This window comes from Ensifer sp. ENS06 (genome assembly GCF_014852205.1).
GTDB classification, from domain to species: domain Bacteria; phylum Pseudomonadota; class Alphaproteobacteria; order Rhizobiales; family Rhizobiaceae; genus Ensifer; species Ensifer adhaerens.
The window spans coordinates 1-19,202 of sequence record NZ_JACVBC010000011.1 but is presented as its reverse complement, the minus strand read 5'-3'; the positions used below and the strand labels follow the sequence as shown (position 1 = coordinate 19,202).

13 protein-coding genes and 1 tRNA gene are annotated in these 19,202 nt (G+C 63.1%); 8 read left to right on the top strand and 6 right to left on the bottom strand.

The features are described 5' to 3' along the window. Window positions 1-135: 135 nt before the first annotated feature. From IB279_RS27960 to IB279_RS27950, 3 genes are read left to right on the top strand one after another with little or no spacing between them, the layout of a single operon-like run. Window positions 136-1,080: an ABC transporter permease gene (locus IB279_RS27960; RefSeq protein ID WP_192340078.1), complete on the top strand. Its 945-nt coding sequence runs from the start codon at window positions 136-138 to the stop codon at window positions 1,078-1,080. After that, window positions 1,070-2,038, top strand: a complete 969-nt coding sequence (locus IB279_RS27955; protein ID WP_060581232.1) for an iron chelate uptake ABC transporter family permease subunit — start codon at window positions 1,070-1,072, stop codon at window positions 2,036-2,038. Before IB279_RS27960 ends, IB279_RS27955 begins: the two co-directional genes overlap by 11 nt. Continuing rightward, on the top strand, window positions 2,035-2,793 hold the full coding sequence (locus IB279_RS27950) for an ABC transporter ATP-binding protein (protein ID WP_060517449.1): 759 nt from the start codon (window positions 2,035-2,037) through the stop codon (window positions 2,791-2,793). Before IB279_RS27955 ends, IB279_RS27950 begins: the two co-directional genes overlap by 4 nt. Before the next feature lie 98 nt (window positions 2,794-2,891). Here the strand turns inward: IB279_RS27950 and IB279_RS27945 are convergent, their stop codons facing one another. Continuing rightward, entirely contained in the window at window positions 2,892-5,990 is a 3,099-nt protein-coding gene (locus tag IB279_RS27945) for an efflux RND transporter permease subunit (RefSeq protein WP_060581231.1), read from the bottom strand. After that, window positions 5,987-7,144, bottom strand: a complete 1,158-nt coding sequence (locus IB279_RS27940; RefSeq protein WP_181529555.1) for an efflux RND transporter periplasmic adaptor subunit — start codon at window positions 7,142-7,144, stop codon at window positions 5,987-5,989. Before IB279_RS27940 ends, IB279_RS27945 begins: the two co-directional genes overlap by 4 nt. 270 nt (window positions 7,145-7,414) lie before the next feature. On the opposite strand from IB279_RS27940, the gene IB279_RS27935 reads away from it, so the two are divergent. Next, complete coding sequence (locus tag IB279_RS27935) at window positions 7,415-8,014, top strand: TetR/AcrR family transcriptional regulator (RefSeq protein ID WP_034787219.1); 600 nt, start codon at window positions 7,415-7,417, stop codon at window positions 8,012-8,014. A gap of 99 nt (window positions 8,015-8,113) precedes the next feature. On the opposite strand, the gene IB279_RS27930 is transcribed toward IB279_RS27935, so the two are convergent. Then, window positions 8,114-9,157 (bottom strand): class I SAM-dependent methyltransferase, encoded by a 1,044-nt coding sequence (locus IB279_RS27930; protein ID WP_112771870.1) that lies wholly within the window; start codon window positions 9,155-9,157, stop codon window positions 8,114-8,116. A gap of 313 nt (window positions 9,158-9,470) precedes the next feature. Between IB279_RS27930 and IB279_RS27925 the strand changes: the two genes are divergently transcribed. Then, entirely contained in the window at window positions 9,471-11,468 is a 1,998-nt protein-coding gene (locus IB279_RS27925; RefSeq protein WP_060517443.1) for a bifunctional diguanylate cyclase/phosphodiesterase, read from the top strand. A gap of 294 nt (window positions 11,469-11,762) precedes the next feature. After that, window positions 11,763-13,529 carry a hypothetical protein gene (locus IB279_RS27920; RefSeq protein WP_112771868.1) on the top strand — a complete coding sequence of 589 codons (1,767 nt, stop codon included), beginning with the start codon at window positions 11,763-11,765 and terminating at the stop codon, window positions 13,527-13,529. On the opposite strand, the gene IB279_RS27915 is transcribed toward IB279_RS27920, so the two are convergent. Then, window positions 13,530-14,678, bottom strand: a complete 1,149-nt coding sequence (locus IB279_RS27915; RefSeq protein WP_060517439.1) for an AI-2E family transporter — start codon at window positions 14,676-14,678, stop codon at window positions 13,530-13,532. It abuts the gene before it with no gap. A 321-nt stretch (window positions 14,679-14,999) separates the two neighbouring features. Between IB279_RS27915 and IB279_RS27910 the strand changes: the two genes are divergently transcribed. Together IB279_RS27910 and IB279_RS27905 are read left to right on the top strand one after the other, a co-directional pair. Next, window positions 15,000-16,379 carry a DUF3300 domain-containing protein gene (locus IB279_RS27910; RefSeq protein WP_034787232.1) on the top strand — a complete coding sequence of 460 codons (1,380 nt, stop codon included), beginning with the start codon at window positions 15,000-15,002 and terminating at the stop codon, window positions 16,377-16,379. A gap of 21 nt (window positions 16,380-16,400) precedes the next feature. Further along, window positions 16,401-17,441, top strand: a complete 1,041-nt coding sequence (locus tag IB279_RS27905) for a DUF2950 domain-containing protein (protein WP_246802169.1) — start codon at window positions 16,401-16,403, stop codon at window positions 17,439-17,441. Window positions 17,442-17,537: 96 nt separating this feature from the next. Here the strand turns inward: IB279_RS27905 and IB279_RS27900 are convergent, their stop codons facing one another. Both IB279_RS27900 and IB279_RS27895 read right to left on the bottom strand, forming a co-directional pair. Continuing rightward, entirely contained in the window at window positions 17,538-18,620 is a 1,083-nt protein-coding gene (locus tag IB279_RS27900) for a sensor histidine kinase (protein ID WP_192340076.1), read from the bottom strand. A gap of 465 nt (window positions 18,621-19,085) precedes the next feature. Continuing rightward, window positions 19,086-19,162 (bottom strand) — tRNA-Met (locus IB279_RS27895). Window positions 19,163-19,202: the final 40 nt, after the last annotated feature.

Genomic DNA, 19,202 nt, shown 5'->3' with positions numbered 1-19,202 from the left:
AAGGCGAGCCTTCGATCGAGCACCTCCTCACGGCCGCAAGCCTCAGGGGTTTCGTTGCGGCGGTCGATGGAAAAATGCAGCCACGGATACGAGAGCGGTGATCAGAACGAAAAGCAGCTGGAGCGTGACGCAACCATGAGGCCGGTCCTGTTCGCCATCCCGGTCGTCCTGTTGCTTGCCGCCGTCAGCGTCTTTACCGGTGTCGGCAGTCTTGCGGCCAGCGACGACGGCCGCGGCTGGCTTCTGGTCGTCGAAAGCCGCCTGCCACGCACACTGGCGCTGATGCTCGCAGGCGCCGGCCTCGCCGTGTCCGGCACGATCATGCAGATGCTGGCGCGCAACCGCTTCGTCGAGCCGTCGACCGCCGGCACCGCCGAGTCCGCCGCCCTCGGAATGCTTCTGGCCATGCTGATCGCGCCGGGCCTGCCGGTGGCAGGCAAGATGGCCTTCGCCACCCTGACCGCGCTTGCCGGAACCGCCCTGTTCCTGCAGATCCTGCGCCGCGTTCCGCTGCGCTCGGCGCTGATGGTGCCGCTGATCGGCCTCATGCTCGGCGGCGTGGTCAACGCCGTTACCACCTTCATCGCCTATCGCTACGACCTGATGCAGTCGATGGGCGCCTGGATGTCCGGCGATTTCTCGGTCGTCCTTCGCGGACGCTACGAGCTGCTATGGATCGGTTTAGCGCTGACGCTGGTCGCTTACGCGACCGCCGCGCGCTTCACCGTCATTGGCATGGGCGAGGCGATCGCCCGCAATGTCGGGCTCGACTACGACAAGGTGGTCATCCTCGGACTTGCCATCGTCTCCATGGTCACGGCGACGGTGGTTGCGACCGTCGGTATGATCCCGTTCCTCGGCCTCGTCGTTCCCAATATCGTCAGCCTGACCCTTGGCGACAATCTCAGGCGCACATTGCCAGTGGTCGCCATCTCCGGCGCTGGGCTGGTTCTCGCCTGCGACATCGTTGGGCGGATGGTGATTGCGCCCTACGAGGTGCCGGTGGGCACGGTCATGGGCGTGATCGGCAGCCTCGCCTTCCTTTATCTCCTGCTTTCGAGGCGGTCCCATGCAGGCTGATGCCAAGCGGATCTCTCCGTCGACCGTCCTTCTTGCGTCCGCTGCGCTGGCGCTACTGTCGATGATCGCCTTCATGACCATCGGCGCGAAGGGAAGCTGGAGCTTCATCCTCTCTTTCCGCGGCACAAAGCTTCTCGGCATGGTGCTGGTCGCCTACGCGATCGCCGTCTCGACGGTGCTGTTCCAGACAATTTCCGGTAACCGCGTCCTGACGCCGTCGATCATCGGTTTCGACGCCATGTACACGCTGCTGCAGACGGTCATGGTGTTCTTCCTCGGCGCCGCCGGCGCGGCAAGCATAAACCCGCAGATGCAGTTCACGCTCGAAACGACCGTGATGGTCGGCCTGTCGCTGCTCCTGTTCCGCGCCCTCTTTTCCGGCGGCAGCCGTAGCCTGCATCTCCTGATGCTGGTTGGCGTCATTCTCGGGGGCCTGTTCCGCAGCCTCTCCTCGTTCCTGCAGCGCATTCTCGACCCCAACGACTTCATCGTCCTGCAGGACAGGCTGTTTGCAAGCTTCAACAGTATCGATGCCAACCTGCTCGGCATTGCCGCCGCAGCCACCCTCGCCGTGACCTTCGTCCTGTGGCGGTTGTCGCCCACCTTCGACGTGCTCTCGCTCGGGCGCGAGGCGGCGATCGGGCTTGGCGTCGACCATCAGCGCGTGGTGACGCTTCTCCTGGTGCTGATCGCCGTGCTGGTCTCGGTCTCCACCGCGCTCGTCGGGCCGGTCACCTTCTTCGGTCTGCTCGTTGCAAGTCTCGCCTGGCAGCTGTCACCCACCGCCAGCCACCGCTTCGTCCTGCCGGTCGCAGTCTTTATCGCGGTCGCGACGCTCGTCGGCGGCCAGGTCATCCTCGAGCGGCTGTTTTCCTTCAACACGGCGCTCAGCATCGTCATCGAATTCTTCGGTGGCCTAGTCTTCATCTTCCTGCTCGTCCGAGGCTCCGCGCGATGATCGAGATCCAAGAGGTAACGAAATCCTATGGCGGCACCGCGGTCGTCGACCGGGTGTCGCTGACGCTACCCGCAGGCGGCCTGACCTCGATCATCGGCCCAAATGGTGCCGGCAAGTCGACGCTTTTGTCGATCGTCAGCCGGCTGATGCCGATGGATACGGGCAAGGTGCTGGTCGACGGCCTCGACGTCAGCCGCGCCGCCGGCGACGTGCTAGCCCGGCGACTGTCGATCATGCGCCAGGACAACCACATCAGCGCGCGCTTGAGCGTGCGCGACCTCGTCGCCTTCGGCCGCTATCCCTATTCCAAGGGACGGGTGACCGCGGCCGATGCGGAGCATATCGACCGATCGATCGCCTATCTCGGGCTCGAACCCTACCAGAACCGCTTTCTCGACGAACTCTCCGGCGGCCAGCGCCAGCGCGCCTTCATCGCCATGGTGCTGTGCCAGGACACCGACTACATGCTGTTCGACGAGCCGCTCAACAATCTCGACATCAAGCATGCGGTCGAGACGATGAAGCTCCTGCGCCGGCTGGCCGACGATTTCGCCAAGACGGTGGTCGTCGTGCTGCACGACATCAACTTCGCCTCCGCCTATTCCGACCGCATCGTCGCCATGCAGGGCGGCCGCCTCGCCTTCGAGGGACCGCCGCAAGACATGATCGTGCCGTCGCGGTTGCAGGCGATCTTCGATGTCGACTGCCGCGTCCATGCCGTCGGCGACACGCGCCTCGTCAACTATTTCGACTAGAACGCAGACATACGCCTTGGCCCGAATGCGCGAAGCGCGCTGCACGGACACCCATGCAGCGCGCTTCGACAATGATCATGCCGGGAACAGCGCGGACGCTATCCGGCGGCGCCGGGTGCGCCCTCCTTGCCGATCCGGGCCGCATCCGCCGCGTGGTCCTCGTCCGTCACGGAGGAGAAGCGCTTCAGCCAGCGGCCCATCTTCGTGTTGATGTCGTCCATCACGGTGAACATCACCGGCACGAAGACAAGGCTCAGCATCGTCGAGGTGATCAGGCCGCCGATCACCGCAACCGCCATCGGCGCGCGGAAGGCGGCACCGGCGCCGACGCCGATGACTGCCGGGACCATGCCCGCCACCATGGCGATCGTCGTCATGATGATCGGCCGCGCGCGGGTGACGCCCGCCGTCAGCAGCGCCGTGCGCCGGTCGGCACCGTCGTTGCGGCACTCGATCGCATAGTCGACCAGCAGGATCGAGTTCTTGCAGACGATCCCCATCAGCATCAGGATCCCGATCATCGACGAAAGGTCGAGTGCCGCACCGAACAGGATCAAAGCCAGCGCCGCGCCGCCGATCGACAACGGCAGGGCAACGAGGATGGTCACCGGCTGCAGGAAATCCTTGAACAGCAGGATCAGAACCGCCACGACCATCAGGATGCCGGCAAGCAGCGCCAGGGCGAAGTTGCGGAACATCTCCGACATGTATTCCGCGTCGCCATAGTTGGCCTGCGTCACGCCCGCGGGCAGTTCCTTCATGGCCGGCAATGCCGAAATCGCCTCGAAGGCCGTGCCGAGCGTCATGCCGTTGAGGTTTGCCTCGACGGCGATCAGACGCTTGCGATCGAGACGCTCGACGCTGCTTTCCTCGGCGCCGAAGGAGACGTCGGCGACGGACGTCAACGGCACCAGGGCACCCGCATTCGTGCCCACCCGCAGATTGCGCAAGGTGTCGAAATCGCCGCGGGCCGACCGGTCGAGCATCACCCGGATCGGCACCTGGCGGTTACCGAGGTTGAACCGCGCGGAGTTGCTCTCGCTGTCGCCCATCGTCGCGATACGGGCGACGGTGCCGATCGAGGTCACCGACACGCCGAGCCTTGCCGCCTCGTCGAAGCGCGGCTTGACCAGAAGCTCGGGCGAAAGCAGCGGCTCGGTCGACCGAACGCTGACCAGCCCGGGGAGTGCACGCATCTCGTTTTCCAGACGCCGCACCGAAGCCATCAACGTTTCCGGGTCATCGCCCGTCAGGTAGATGGAGAGGTCCTTCGCGCCTTCGGTCGAGGAGAAGGTTGCCTGGATGTCGGGGGTCTCCGCCAGCAGGGGCCGCAACGAAAGTTCGAAGGACTTGCGGTCGAGTTCACGCTCCTTGCGCGGCTTGAGCTTGATGCGCAGCGATACCTCGTTGAGACTGTCGGTCGTCGCCAGAACGTTCTCGACTTCCTTGCGTTCCTTGAGCTTGGCCACCAGATCGTCGGAAATGCGCGCGGTTTCCTGGAGCCTCGTGCCGGGCGGCAGCGTGATCTTGAGCTGCGAGACGTTGCTGTCGCTCGTCGGCATGAAACCCGTCGGCAGCATGCTCAAAAGCGCGATCGAGCCGACGAAGATCAGCGCGACCATCGAAAGCGCGGTCTTGCGGTGATCGAGGGTCCAGCCGAGCATGCTGCGATAGGCGTCGCTGATGCGCGACGGCTTGACGGCATGGCCGTGACCAGGTTTCGGCCGCAACAGATAGGCCGCCATCAGCGGCGTCAGCAGGCGTGCCACCAGCAACGAGAACAGAACGGCGATCGCGACGGTCAGGCCGAACTGCTTGAAATATTGCCCGACCGCACCACCGATGAAGCTCACCGGCGCAAAGACGGCGACGATCGTCAGCGTCGTTGCGACGATCGCAAGGCCGATCGCATCGGCCGCATCGATTGCCGCGATGAACGGCCGCTTGCCCATGTCGACATGTCGCTCGATATTCTCGATTTCGACGATCGCGTCGTCGACAAGAATGCCGATGACCAGCGTCAATGCCAGAAGGCTGATGCCGTTGAGGGTGAAGCCGAGCAGGTCCATCACCGCGAAGGTCGGCAGGATGGAGAGCGGCATGGCAAGCGCCGAGATCAGCGTCGCCCGCCAGTTTCGCAGGAAGGCGAAGACGACGACGATGGTCAGAAGTGCGCCTTCGATCAGGGCCGTGACGGCCGCATCGTAGCTCTCCTGCGTATACTCGACGAGAGAGATCAGCTCGGTCATCTCGACGCCGGGAGTGCGCGCCTGGATTTCCTTCAGCCGCTCGATGACGCGCTCGGCAACGACCGTGTCGCTCGCTCCCTTGCTGCGCGAAACCGAGAAGCTCACGATCGGTTCGCCATCGAAATGGGCAAAGCTGCGCGGCTCGGACGAAGTGTCCTCGATCGTCGCGATGTCGGAGAGCTGCAGCCAGCGGCCGCCTGCAAGCGGGATCGAAAGCTGCCGGAGCTCGTCCACCGAGCCGGCACTGCCGACGGTGCGGATCGACTGCTCGCGCCCGCCGATTTCGCCGCGACCGCTCGGGATGTTGATGTTGATTTCCCTGAGCGCCGTGTTCACCTGGTCGGCCGTCACGCCAAGCGCCAGCAGCCGTTCGGGATCGAGCGAAACGCGCACTTCGCGGCTGACGCCGCCGAGACGCTGCACCTTCTGCACGCCGGGCAGTGTCAGCAGTTCGCTGGTGATCGTGTCATCGACGAACCAGGACAGCTCCACTTCCGACATGTGGGGCGCCCGCACGGCGTAGTAGACGATGGCGCTGCCGTCGACGTCGAGGCGCGAGACGATCGGCTCCTGAATGGATTGCGGCAGGTCGGCGCGGATCTGCGCCACGGCCTCGCGCACGTCGTTTGCCGCCCGGTCCGGATCCGTGCCGATCTTGAATTCGACCGTGGTCGTGGAGACGCCGTCGGTAATGGTCGAGCGGATGTGACTGACCCCGACAAGGCCGGAGGCGACCCCTTCGACGCGGCGCGTCACCTGCGTTTCCATTTCGCCCGGCTGTGCGCTCGGTTGCGTGATCGTCACCGTCACGATCGGGAAGGATACGCTCGGATTGGCGTTGACCGGCAGCCTCAGAAACGAGGCGATCCCCATCAGCGTCAGCACGACGAAGAGAACGATCGTCGGAACCGGCTTGCGGATCGCCCAGGCGGAAATGTTGCTCGTCATTGCTGGTCGCCCGTCTGCGTCGGCTGGACGTCTTTCGTTGCGACCGCTTCGCCTTCGCGCAGCGACGCCCCGGATTTAAGGACGACCCGTTCGCCGGTCGAAAGGCCCGAGGTAATCTCCACCTTGCCGCCCTGGCGCATGCCCGGCTTGACCGACTTGCGCACGACCTGGCCCCCATCGACGACGAAGACCGAGACGGCGCCATCCGGCGCACCGAAAAGCAGGGCGGAATCGTCGACCATGATCGCCTTGCGTTCGCCCACCACGATCTCCGCCCGGCCGAACGTGCCCGCGAAAGGCGGGCGCTCGGTGGACAGCGTGACTTGCGCGGTGCCGAGGCGGGTCTCGCGGTCGATCTTCGGGTTGATTACCCGCACATGCCCCTGGAGCCAGTCGGCTCGGCCCGAAAGCTTGACCTTCACGGGCTGGCCGACCGCGAGCAACGGCAGTTCGGTTTCCGGCACCTCGGCCGCAAACTCGATTTCGCCACCACGAATGAGCTTGAGCAGCGGGTCCGAGCCCGCAAGCGCACCGGCGCGCGCCAGCCGTTCCGAAACGATCCCGTCGGCAGGTGCCACGATCACGGCACGATCGAGCCTCCGGCGCGCCTCGGCCTCAAGCGCTTCCGCCTGGTCGTAATCGGCCCGCGCGACCTCGACTGCCTGTTCTGCAAGGGCGAGCGCGGAGACGCGTTCCTCGAGAATGGTCGCGGCCTGAAGGTGGCTCAACTGGCGGGCGCGCGCGAGTTTTCGCTGTTCCTGCGTGACCGTCTCTTCCTCCCGCGCCATCGCTGCACTGGCGCGCGCGACGCGGCCCTTGGCCTCGCGCAGCAGGTTCTCCAGCATGTCGGTTTCCAGCCGGGCGAGCACCGTCCCCGCGGCTACCCGATCGCCGATCTCGACCTCGACACTGGCGATACGCTGGTCAGTCAAGGTTGTGCCGACGGCAATCTCCTCGCGGGCAACGAAGATGCCGGCAAAGGAGCGTGTCCATTGCTGTGGGCGGCTGTCGGCAACAAGCGTCGTTACCGTGCGGGTGGCAGACGGGGCGGGAACTGAGGCGGCGGCCTCCCCCGAGGCGCGCGCCGGACCAGCAGCCGCCGCAATCACAAGCAACGCTGCGAGAGCGACGTTCAACTCAACTGTACGTCTCATTTCATTGGCTTTCCATTGGCGGGGTCGGCGGCGTGATGCGCCTGCGATACCGGATCCCGGGTCGGGCAAAGGGCGTCGATAATTTATTAGATCATTCAATCTAACAATAGAATTCATCAAACGCGACAATTGTAAGGCAGATCACACACGAGCATTGCGGGAAGATGGCGGAGATCGTGCAAACGGCCGGCGGCCTTGACACCGATCGTCTGCCCACCGAAATCAGAGTGCTTGATCTAATAATTGAACGGCATGCAAGGAGAACCGGCGATGCGCAAGATCGACCCCGAAAAACATGCGGCCAGGCGTCGGCTGATTCTCGATGCGGCAATCGCCTGCTTTTCGCGCAAGGGTTTTCACGGCACGTCGACGGCCGAGATCTGCGCCGAGGCAGGCATGAGCCCGGGAAATCTTTTCCATTATTTTCCGACCAAGCACACCATCATCGCAGCGATCGTGGAAGAGGAACGTCAAGAAACGGCGGAGATTTTCCGAAAGCTGGGCGAAGAGGAGGATCTGTTCGCCGCCTTGCTGGGCTTCATGGATAGCGTTCTCGAACTCGCGGGCGATCCTGCCTATTCGAGCCTCGCGCTCGAAATCGCCGCCGAAGCAATGCGTGACGAGCGCATCGGGACGCTCGCGGCGACGAACGACGCGGAACTCCAGTCGGCGCTCGTGGCACTCCTGCGCAACGCCGCCAGCCGAAACCAGATCGACAGGACCCTCGACGCGGAGGGCGCTGCCCGCTGGATCGCCGCGATCATCGACGGCATCTTCAGCAGGGTCGCGGTCGATCCCGGCTTCAAGCCGAAGGAGGAAGGCGTGCTGCTACACCGCCTGTTGAGCCGCTTTCTGCGCACGCAAGACTGAGCGTGAGAAATACGAAACCGCAGCGGCCCTTCGGCACCCTGCGGTCTCCGGTTGCCGGCCCGCCTCGGCTTGAAGCCGAGGCAGTTCGTCGAAGCAATCTCAGGAATGCTTCTGGATGACGCCGTAGACGATGTTGCGGTTGGCACCGAAGAAGACGCGCGCGTCGATCGCAGACTTCCCGGCACTCTTGTGGATGATGTTCCACATGTCCAATTCGGAACGCAGAAGCAAGGCCCAGTTCATGAAGGTCTCCATGTAACCGTCGACACCGATGTCCTGAGCGAAGTTGGCAAAAAGGAAGACGCCGTTCGGCTTCAGCATCTGCAGGCAGCGATGCGTCAGCTTGATGGCCACCTTGTCGGCGAGATAGTCGTAGAGACCAGCCGCATAGATGAAGTCGAACGTGCCGAGCTTCTGGTCGCGGCCGAGCAGGCTGCGAACGGAACCGTCGACCGCTTCGATCGCCGTGCCGGAGAAATCGCGGCTGATCGATCCGACACTGAGAGGATCCTGATCGAGCGCCACCCAACGCTTGATGCGGCGTTCCTCGAGCGCTTTGGACCGGTTGGCTTCCCGCAGATGACCCGCGGCAATCGTCAGGATCTCCGCCTCGGAACCCCGGCTCGCCGCGATCTCGTCGACGTGGCGCGTGAGGATATCGCGGCGTTCGCGCACCGCCACCGAGGACGAAGCGTCCTTCGTGTAGTCGTAAAGGGCGCGCCCGACCGGCGACGCCTGCTCGATTTCGCCGGCAACGCTTGCATGGCCGTAGATGAAGTCGAGCAACTGCGCGTCACCCGAATATCCCCTGGGCTTGTCGAACGACCACCGGGTGAACGGATCCTGCAGGAAGTACTCCGAAACCGGGTGATCCTGGGCGATCGGGATTAGCTCCTGCCACACGCTCGGGTGGTATTTGGCACGGGTCTGGTGGAGGGAGGCCGCGAGCCGGTCGATAATTTTCGACGCATCCGTTCCTTGAATGAATTGTTCCTGAGCGACCCTGAGAATCAATGCGAGCTCGGCCTTAGCGGTCGAGAGCTGTTCGTCATGTCGTTCGCCGCGGGGCGAAACGAACTCATCAGCCATTGCCTTGGGAGTAATGAGGCTCTGACCGTCGAAAACAGTCTGAAATTGGCGCACGCGAGACCATCCGTTAAAGCTTTGTTAACAATAGTCGCGAAGATGCGCGCATTACGGCTCGGAATGCAAGTTTTTGTATATAATAAGGTAAATACTCGGAGCTCACCCCTTTGGGTGATACCGATTCGCAGATGCCCTGACCCATTAATTTAACAAAACTTAATGGACACCTCCTATCATGCCTCGCAGCGTTTCCCGCCCTTGTTGCATATGGGCTGCGGCGAACACGCAGGGAGTGTCCGAAACAACGTCCATTGATGGAAAAGCGACGACAGATTTCCGTTGACCGTGACGCAGCGCGATGGATCAGTGCATGAAGCACACGTTGGCCGACGTAGTTGACATCGACCTACACAAGCAGCCGCACAGGCCGCACCTGGCTGAGCTTCAGACCCTCTATCGCATGGAGGGCGAGGCTGGCCGGCGCGCCTCGACCCGGCAGGGGCTGTGGGTTGCCGTCGTCGTCTACCTGCTCTTCTTCATCCCGGACATCCTGCTCGTCCCCGACGTCGCCTTCTACACGATCGTCTCGCGCCTCTTTGTCGGCATCGGCTCGCTTCTGACCTTCGAGATCCTGTTTCGGCTGAAGGCCCAGACCAAATGGCTCGACGGCACCTGCGCCGCAGCCCTCGTCTTCGGCTACATAGGCTGGCTCGTTCCGGCGATGATGACGGCCGATACGAGCAGCATGTCCTACTACATGATTTTCGGCGCCATCTTCATGATGGGCGCCAATCTCTTCTTCAGCTTACGGTTCCGCCTCTCGGTGGTCGCCTCCAGCATCGTGCTGGTGACGTTTTTCATCGCGCTGTCGTTCTTCTCCGAACACGATCCGGCCTACCTGATCGCCTTCGGAACGTTCTACGTCTCCTGCTTCGTCTTCACCTCCTATGTGAACTGGAAGCTCAACCGCGAGCGCTACAAGGTTTTCCTCAACGCCTTCGAGGCGAAGATCCAGCAGAACGAAGCTTCCGAGCGAGGAATGGCGCTTCTGCGGCTGTCCAACACCGATCCGCTGACCGGTCTCGACAACCGCCGCGCCATCGATCAGCAGCTGCGCGACTACTGGAACGATTGGCAGAAGCTCGGCAAGAACTTCACCGCCATGCTGATCGATGTCGATTTCTTCAAGAAATACAACGACTGCTACGGCCACCAGGAGGGCGACCGCTGCCTCATTCTCGTGGCCAATGCGCTCGGCGAAGCGATCAGGAACTATCACGGCTCGATCGGCCGCTACGGCGGCGAGGAGTTCATCGTCCTTGCTCGCCTGGATACGCGCGAGCAGGCGGCCGAGCTTGCGGAGGTCATCTGCCGCACGGTTGAAAGCATGGGGCTGATCCACGAGCAGCGACGCGACGGCGTGTCCATCGTCACCGTCAGCGTCGGCGCCGCCTTCACCCGCAATCACACCGGCGCCAAGCTCGAGAAAATCATCCACGAGGCCGACCGCGCGCTTTACGCGGCCAAGGCGAGCGGGCGAAACTGCTCGAAGCTGTTCGATCCGAACGATCCGCAGAGCAGCGACGAGAGCGAGAACATCGCAGCCCTCCTGAAGATCGCCGTCGACCAGAACCTGGTATCCCTCGTCTACCAGCCGATCACGAACGTGACGACCGGCGAGGTCGATGCCGTCGAGGCGCTGATGCGCCTGACGATGCTGGATGGCACCTCGGTTCCGCCAAGCCTGTTCATTCCGGTCGCCGAGCGGACCGGCGCCATTCTCGATCTCGGCCGCTGGGCGATAAAGACCGTGTGCCGCGAACTGCTTGTCGACAATCACGTTCCCTTGGTCAGCGTCAATGTCTCGCCGATCCAGCTGAAGACGCCGGGCTTTGCGACCTCGGTCGCGGCGATCCTGGGAGAAACCGGGGTTGCCGGAAGCCGGCTCGCCTTCGAGATCACCGAAGGGCTGGAGATGGAGATGCACTCGGGCATCCTGCGCTGCATCAGTGACCTGGAGACCCTTGGCATCCGCATCTGGCTGGACGATTTTGGAACCGGCTTCGCCGGCCTCTCCTGGCTGCGCCTGATCGATTTCGACACGGTGAAGATCGACCGGTCGTTCCTGCACGATTGCGCCACGCCGAAGGGCCGCGCGATGCTGCAGGACATCATCGGGCTCGTGCGCAACCGCGGCCACAAGATCCTGATCGAGGGCGTGGAGACCGACGAGCAACTGGCCCTGATGCGGCGCTTTCGGATCGATCACGTCCAGGGTTTCCACGTCGGACGCCCGGCGCCAGCGGACATGTTCCGCACGCCCACCGACAAGCCACGCCTCCCGCTTCGAAACGGCGTCCGTACCTAGTAGCCTTGTCGACTTCATTTGCCACGATTTGCGGTCGAAGGAAGGCAAACCGGTATCGGCGGACGGGAATGCCGCTGCCGCTTCCCGTTCGGCGCTGATCAATGACATCGGCGAGCGAAACGCCCGGCCGCGCGCCGCGTCCTCGGCATCGTCAGCGCCCGCCCGCGCAACCTCGGCAGGGAACGTGAAGCCCGACGCGAATAAATGTTGCGCTCCGACCGAACCGGTGCGTAGGATACGGGAGACTACACTGCCGCCGGATACAATCTCACATTGTGCCCATGGAGGCGCGTGATGGCCATCGGGGACCAGCAGGACGTCGGCGTTGAACCGACCATATCTCCGCCCAGCAGCGTGGAGGTTCTGGCACAGCTTGAGCGCATTCGCCTGAGCGCCGAATTCGATGCTCCAGACCGCGACCGTAAATTCCTGGCCTATGTCATCGAGGAAACGCTGGCCGGGCGCGGCGACCGCATCAAGGCCTATTCCATTGCCACCGAGGTTTTCGGCCGGGATTCCTCCTTCGACCCGCAAACGGATCCCGCCGTTCGGATCGAGGCGGGCCGCATTCGTCGGGCACTCGAACGCTATTACCTCGTCGCCGGACGCAGCGACCCGATCGTGATCCGGATGCCGAAGGGCGCCTATGTGCCGACCTTCGAAAGACGAGCCGAAAAGCAGCCAGCAGCCGTTAGAGAAAGCGGAATGCCACCGTCCGACGCCGCGCCGGTCGGCTGGCGTCATCTCCGCCGCATCCTGCTTGGCGCTGCGGCGCTTGTCTGTGGCCTCGCCGGTCTGTCGGCCGGCTTGCTGCTTCTTTCCGGTGACAACAGTACGGCGGCCGGTCGGCCAAATATTCCGAAGGTGATCGTCACGCCTTTCGAGGACATCTCGGGGACGCGGCAATCGGCGATGATGGCGCAGGGGCTGACGGACGAAGTCGTGAGCAACCTCGCCAAATTCAAGGAGATTGTACCGGTCACGGTCAGCGATCCATTACGGACATCGGCCGATCAAACCTATGCGCTTGAAGGACGGGTAAGGCTCGAGGCAGAGCGGCTGCGGCTGGTCGTGAGGCTCATCCAGCGATCCGACGGGGCGGTCGTCTGGGCGAACACCTACGACGAACGACTGCAGTCCGGCGACGTCATCGATCAGCAGGCAAGGACGGCGGCCGCGGTCTCGAGCGCGGTGGCAGAACCCTATGGGGCCATCTTCCAGGCAAGCGCAGCCGAACTCAGGCGTTCGGTTCCCGAGGGCTGGCAGGCCTATGCCTGCTCCCTCACCTACTACGACCATCGCGGCGACATCGATCCGCAATCCCGTCGCTCCGCCGAGGAGTGCCTGCAGCGCGCGACCCGGCAATTCCCGACCTACGCCACCGCCTGGGCGCTTCTGTCGATGAGCTATATAGATGCGCTGAGCAATGGCCTCGATCCCTCGGCCTCAGCAGGGCTGCTGGAACAGGCTGGCGAAGCGGCGGCGCACGCCGTCGATCTTGCCCCCTTCGACGTTCGCGCCCTCGAAGCACAGATGCTCGTCCTCTTCGCTCGCGGCGAAGTCGATGCTGCCCTGGCCGTCGGCGCCCGCGCGCTTGCCATCAATCCCAACGACACCGAACTTGCCGGCGCATACGGCCTCCGGCTCGCGCAGTCGGGCCAATGGGATGCGGGCTGCAAGCTCCTGTCGGACGCAATCGAACGCAACCTCGGCCAAACTGGCGTTTTCGAAAGGGGGTTGGCAAGCTGCGCCTATTTCGCCGGCGACTACGTCGCCGCCGAACGGTGGGCGCGCCTCGCCAATCCGGGCGCCAACCCGGCCGACCGGGTCCTGCTGCTTGCGATTCTCGGAAAGCTCGGCAAGGCGGACCAGGCGCGTGAGGAGCGAAAGTGGTTCGAGCCCAACGCCCCGGCTCTCTTCGGTAACCTCGGGCAAGCGATTGCCCTTCAGTTTCACCGTCCCGAGGATCAGCACCGCCTGTTCGACGGCCTGCGCGCCGCCGGCGTTGCTGTGCCCGAAGCGGAGTATCAGCAGGCAGGTACCACCAGCGCGATACGCTGATCAGATATTGCCGGGTTCAAGCTCGCCGTCGCGGACGGCCGGTTCAGCCGCCTTCTCTGGCGCCGCATCAGAGCGCGCCCAGACCATCAGCAGATCATGCGCGACACTCAGCACGATCGGCCCGAGAAAAAGACCGATCAGGCCGTAGGACAGCGTGCCGCCAAGCACCCCCAGCAGGATCACCAGCGTCGGCGTCGACAGCCCGCGTGCCACCAGGATCGGCTTCATCACATTGTCGATGACGAACAGCGGGATCAACAGGATCGTCAGCAACAGCGCCGGACCGAAATCCATGGTGAACCAGGCCCAGATCATGACGGGCAGCAACACCAGCGCGGGGCCGATCTGGATGATGCAGAGGATCAGCACGACGAAGGCAATCGCGCCAGGCGCCGGAACATCGAACAGGCTGAGCACCAGTCCGCACAGAAATGCCTGTAGCAGCGCCACGCCGATGACGCCGCGCGCCACGTTGCGGATCGTCGCCGTCGCCAGCTTGAGGAAACCGATGCCCCGCTGGCCGCCGATCCTGCCGGCAAAGCGCTGTGCCATTTCCGCCAGCCGCTCCGCCGAACCGAAGAGAAAACCTGCGATCAACACCGAGACCACGAAACTTAAGACCTCGGCGCCGACGCTCGCGACCTTGCCGAGAACCTTGGTCCCGGCTTGCATCAGCGCCGGTTCGATCTTGCTCAGCAGTGCTTCGATATTGCCCGACGCCATGCTCCAGACCGCATGTATGCGCTCGCCGACGACAGGCCACGTGCGGATATATTCCGGCGGGACCGGTACGCTCAGCGAACCGTCGGCAAGCCTGGCAAGCAGCGCCTGCAACCCTTCGGCAAAACTGACCGCGATCGCAGTCAGCGGGGCGACGATGACGGCGAGGCATATCAGCGTGATCAGGAATGAGGCAAGGCGCCGCGAACCGAGCAGGCGTCCCAGCCTGGCATAGGCTGGAAAGAGCGCCACCGCGAGGATTGCCGCCCATATCAGAATGATCGCGAAGGGTGCGATCAGCGTCAGAGACCAGTAGGCCAGAAGCCCGACGATGCCGATCCGGGCGATATCCGTGATCTTCGCCTCGATGGAAGGCGACCCGTTCGTTCCGTTGCGGACCACATTCGATCGGGAAGGATCCTCGTCCATGCTAGCCCCTTCCCCCTCACGCGAAACAGCCGACACCCGCAGCTCTATGCTCGCCGGCACCTTGCAAGTTGCAAGCTCTACCGTCACGTGGATGGCACGCCCACGGCAACCGTGGGGCAGTAACATACAGTAGAATACGCCTGCCGGGCTTCCCGATCCGCCGGCCTCCTCTAGAGATTCCATTGACTGATGACGGCTGTGGTCAGAGACTGCTGCGCGATCAGCTTGAAATTGCAGAACAAGAAGCGTCGACAGGGGGCTGTCCCGCGCGCCAGTTCAAGCGCCCGTGCCATTGCCCAATACACGAGGGAGGCTGGATAGATGATCAAAAAGACGATCATCGCGCTCGGCAGCGCAATCGCGGTTTTGATAACAACACCCGTCACGGCGGTTCTTGCACAGCAGACGGCAGCCGCACCGGCTGCTCAGGAACAACAGACAGCACCCGAGCCGCTCAGCGACGATGAGCTCGAGGTGCTGGTGGCGCGCATCGCGCTCTACCCGGACGAGTTGGTGGCGCTCATTTCCGCCGCCGCACTCTATCCTTTGCAGATCGTCGAGGCAGAACGGTTTCTTGAGGCTCGCGAGAAGAAACCCGACATGAAGCCGAAAGACGACTGGGACGGCAGCATCATATCGCTGCTGAACTACCCCCAGATCGTCAAGATGATGAGCGAGGATCTCGAGTGGACGCAGTCTTTCGGCGATGCGATCGCCAATCAGCAGAAAGACGTGCTGATGGCCATCCAGCAACTGCGTGACGAGGCGGTCGCCAAGAACATCATCAAGACCGACGACAAGGTAAAGGTGGTCCAGGAAGGCGACAACGTCGTCATCCAGGCGGCCAACCCGGAAACGATCTACGTGCCGCAGTATCCGCCGGAGATGCTCTACGAGCCGAACTATGCGCCGGCGCCGATCGGCTACTATGACGAGCCCTATCCCGCCTACTGGTATCCGGGTGCGGCCTTCTTCGCCGGCGCGGTCACGGGTGCGGCCTTCGCCGCGATCGTCGACTGGGACGATTGGGGCGTCTGGGGTGGCCGCTGGAACGGCGGCGACATGGACATCGACTGCAACAACTGCTTCAACAACATCAACGGCAAGGTGAAGTGGAACGACGTCGACTGGAAGAATGTCGACCGCAGCAAGATCAACTTCAATCGTGACCAGCTTCAGCATTTCGACCGAAACAGCATCAAGAACAACATCAAGGCGAACGGCAACAACAACCTGCGCAACCGCGCCGCCGAGATCAATCGCGACCGGCCGAACGCACGGCCCGGCGGAGGTGGCGGCGGCCAGATCAGGGATGTGCGCAAGAGCACGCTCGACGGGCTGAAAGCGCAGCAGAGACCGGCGGCTCGGCCCGGCGGCGGCGGTGGCGGTCAGGCGATCGCCAAGGCCCGCGCTGGGGACGGAAAGCCGAGCATCAATCGCCCGGGCAACAAGCCGTCGCAGGTCAACCGCAGCGGTGGCAAGAAGAAGATGGCGGCAAAGGCGCAGAACCGGCCGAAGAAGCCATCGGGCCTTGGCAATGTCAATTCCGGACGGCGTGAGGTCGCTTCGTCACGCCGCGGCGGGCAAAGCCTTGGCGGTGGTCATCGCGGCGGTGGGCGGCCACAGATGAGCCGTGGTGGCGGCCGGCCGCCGATGCACCGTGGCGGTGGCGGACGCGGCGGCGGCGGCCGCAGACGTTGATCGGATCACAGGAGAACGACCATGACAAAGCTCTTCAATTCCCTTCTCCTGGGATCAGCGATGGCGCTGGTTCTGGTAGCGACGCCGATCGGCTCCGCCTATTCGCAGGACAAACCGCCTGCCGATAAACCTGCTGGCGATCAAGCTGCCGGCGATCAGCCTGCAGGAGACCAACCGTCGGCCGATCAGCCGCCGGCGGACCAGATGGTGGTTGGGCTCGATGCCTATGCCGCCGCAGAAGACCCGCCGGTCTTCGACGATCCGGACAAAGCCATCGGCGAATTCAAGGCAAGGCTGGCCGCGGATGATTTCGACGGCCTGGCAAAACTTTTGGGGCTGAATGCGGAGAAGCTGAAAGACAGCGAAGGGGTGAAGGATACGTTCGCTCTTATCCGCGAAGGGGCAGCGCGCAATGTCGTCGTTCGCGATCTGGAGGGTCGAAAGATCCTGCAGATCGGCGACCGGCTCTGGCCCTTGCCCTTCCCGCTCACCAAGGGCGATGACGGCAAATGGGCCTTCGATACCTATGTCGGGCTCGAAGAGATCGTCAATCGTCGCGTCGGTGAGAACGAGTTGCAGGCGATCGACACGGTCGAGGCCTATGTCGATGCCCAGAAGGAATACGCCTCTGAGGATCGCGACTCCGACGGCGTGCTCGAATATGCCCAGAAGCTGATCAGCACGCCCGGCCAGACCGACGGTCTCTATTGGCCGGCCGACCAGGGGGATGGCGAAAGCCCCGTCGGAGACTCGATCAGCGAAGCGGCCCTGGAAAAGGCAAAGGCTGGCGAAGGATACTTCGGCTACCGCTTCCGTATCCTGACCTCGCAGGGCGACAACATTGCCGGCGGTCGCTACGACTATGTGATCAACGGCAACATGATCGGCGGCTTTGCGCTGATCGCCTGGCCGGTCACCTATGCGGAGACGGGCGTGAAGACCTTCGTCGTCAACCAGCAGGGTATCGTCTACGAGCGCGACCTCGGGCCGAGCACGGAAGCAATCGTACCCTTCATCGACCGCTTCGATCCGGACGACAAGTGGTCCGTCGTCGACGATTGACGGGGATGCTACCATCGGCATGAACGACAGCGCCGCCCAGTCGGGCGGCGTCAGACAATAACCTCGCCGGCCCGTCCGCCAGCCTCTTCCTCTGCCTCAAACAAGTATCAAGGGCATATCGAGCGAGGCTCGGAATTTGCGCGGCTCGATCGGGCCTGCTGTCAGCGAAGCTCCCTCCGGGAAATGGGTCCTGACGCGGTGGGCCACATTGGCAAGACCGATGCCGAGCCCGTGCGTCATCCCCGCCGCAGTCGCTGCGGCAACATCGTTTTCGACGATCAGATTGAGCCTGTCCCCGCGCCTTGCCGCGCGGATCAGGATTTCGACTGTGCTGCTGGAACGACCGACGCCGTGTTTGACCGCGTTCTCGACCAAAGGCTGCAGGATGAGACTTGGAACTTTCGCATCCTCGAGTTCGCCGGGAATGTCGATCCGAACGCGCATCCGGTCCGAAAACCGCTCCTTTTCGATCTCGAGATATTCCTTCTGCAGCGCCATCTCGTCGGCAAGCCTGAGCTCACGCATGGGGTCGAGCTGCAGCGTCGAGCGCAGGAACGCCGAAAGCGACATGATCATCCGTTCGGCCCGCTCGGAGGCCCCCTCCTCGACAAGGCCGGTGATGGAATTAAGCGTGTTGAAAAGGAAATGCGGGTTGATCTGGTACTGCAGGGCGCGCATTTGCGCCGCGAGCGCCTCTTCGCGTGAGGCGATCAGCTTCAGGTCGCGGTCGCGCACGTCCATGTGATTGAGCAACGCGACGAAGAGGAACGACCAGCCGAAGAAGATCGACATGCGATAGCAGACCGCATAGGCGTAATCCATGATGCTGAACGGCACGACCACGGGCAGCATGATCAGGCTATAGAGATAGGCGTCCAGCAGCGACATGCCGAGCGAGCTGACCAGCGACAGCAACAGACACGCCGCGATTTGCCGGCCATAGCTCTGCCGCCGCATCCGGCTGAGAAGCTGCGCCAGGAGGATGGCGACGAAGACAAAGACCGCTTCGAGCGCCAGCTTGCCGAGAAGGGGCTTCAGCGGATTGTCCCCGATCGTGAGCCAGATGGGACTGCTGATCAGGAATTCGGCCGCCGCGTAGATCAGTGCCAGCCGCAGGGTGACGACGCGAAACCGGTTGCCGTCCAGGAAACTGTCGGTGGGGATGGTGATGTGCTTCATCAAACTCTGTCGTGCTGAATTCGGGTCCAAGCCCCAGGCGCCAGCATGACGAGGGGCGGCTATTTGAAAAAGCAAATAAAGAAATTTAGCAACTAAAAGGATCACTCGGTTCGGTCTTTCCGCGCGAAGATTGCGGCGGAAGTCGAGGAGATGGCTCGACCCCGTGGAAAGCCACGTGGGCCGACGACGGCAGGCGTCGGGCGAGAGTGCGTTGAGGGACGGGCTTGACCACGAAACGGGCGTGGCTGCGATCATGTGATGGCATGTCGCGGCTTTGGTGGCGACTACGTAAGCGCCCGGCGAAGCTCGCTCACTGCGTTACGGCGTCTTGCTCTCGGACTTGCGGGGCGCGATCAGGTCTCAGGAACGTTGCCTGATCTGCCCGCTTGCGCCCGTCCGGGTCTTTTCCCTGCGGTTTAAACGCCAAAAAGCCCGCTGGATTTCTCCATGCGGGCTTTTTTGATTTGGTTGCGGGGGCAGGATTTGAACCTGCGGCCTTCAGGTTATGAGCCTGACGAGCTACCGGGCTGCTCCACCCCGCGCCAAGCGTAAATCCCGATGGGATTTATCGCGGTAACGTAA

What these genes read in the sequence shown, in the direction of transcription:
- IB279_RS27960 (WP_192340078.1), top strand. Translation starts at nt 136, where the DNA reads ATGAGGCCGGTCCTGTTCGCCATCCCGGTCGTCCTGTTGCTTGCCGCC.
- IB279_RS27955 (WP_060581232.1), top strand. Translation starts at nt 1,070, where the DNA reads ATGCAGGCTGATGCCAAGCGGATCTCTCCGTCGACCGTCCTTCTTGCG.
- IB279_RS27950 (WP_060517449.1), top strand. Translation starts at nt 2,035, where the DNA reads ATGATCGAGATCCAAGAGGTAACGAAATCCTATGGCGGCACCGCGGTC.
- IB279_RS27945 (WP_060581231.1), bottom strand. Translation starts at nt 5,990, where the DNA reads ATGACGAGCAACATTTCCGCCTGGGCGATCCGCAAGCCGGTTCCGACG.
- IB279_RS27940 (WP_181529555.1), bottom strand. Translation starts at nt 7,144, where the DNA reads ATGAGACGTACAGTTGAGTTGAACGTCGCTCTCGCAGCGTTGCTTGTG.
- IB279_RS27935 (WP_034787219.1), top strand. Translation starts at nt 7,415, where the DNA reads ATGCGCAAGATCGACCCCGAAAAACATGCGGCCAGGCGTCGGCTGATT.
- IB279_RS27925 (WP_060517443.1), top strand. Translation starts at nt 9,471, where the DNA reads ATGAAGCACACGTTGGCCGACGTAGTTGACATCGACCTACACAAGCAG.
- IB279_RS27920 (WP_112771868.1), top strand. Translation starts at nt 11,763, where the DNA reads ATGGCCATCGGGGACCAGCAGGACGTCGGCGTTGAACCGACCATATCT.
- IB279_RS27915 (WP_060517439.1), bottom strand. Translation starts at nt 14,678, where the DNA reads ATGGACGAGGATCCTTCCCGATCGAATGTGGTCCGCAACGGAACGAAC.
- IB279_RS27910 (WP_034787232.1), top strand. Translation starts at nt 15,000, where the DNA reads ATGATCAAAAAGACGATCATCGCGCTCGGCAGCGCAATCGCGGTTTTG.
- IB279_RS27905 (WP_246802169.1), top strand. Translation starts at nt 16,401, where the DNA reads ATGACAAAGCTCTTCAATTCCCTTCTCCTGGGATCAGCGATGGCGCTG.
- IB279_RS27900 (WP_192340076.1), bottom strand. Translation starts at nt 18,620, where the DNA reads ATGAAGCACATCACCATCCCCACCGACAGTTTCCTGGACGGCAACCGG.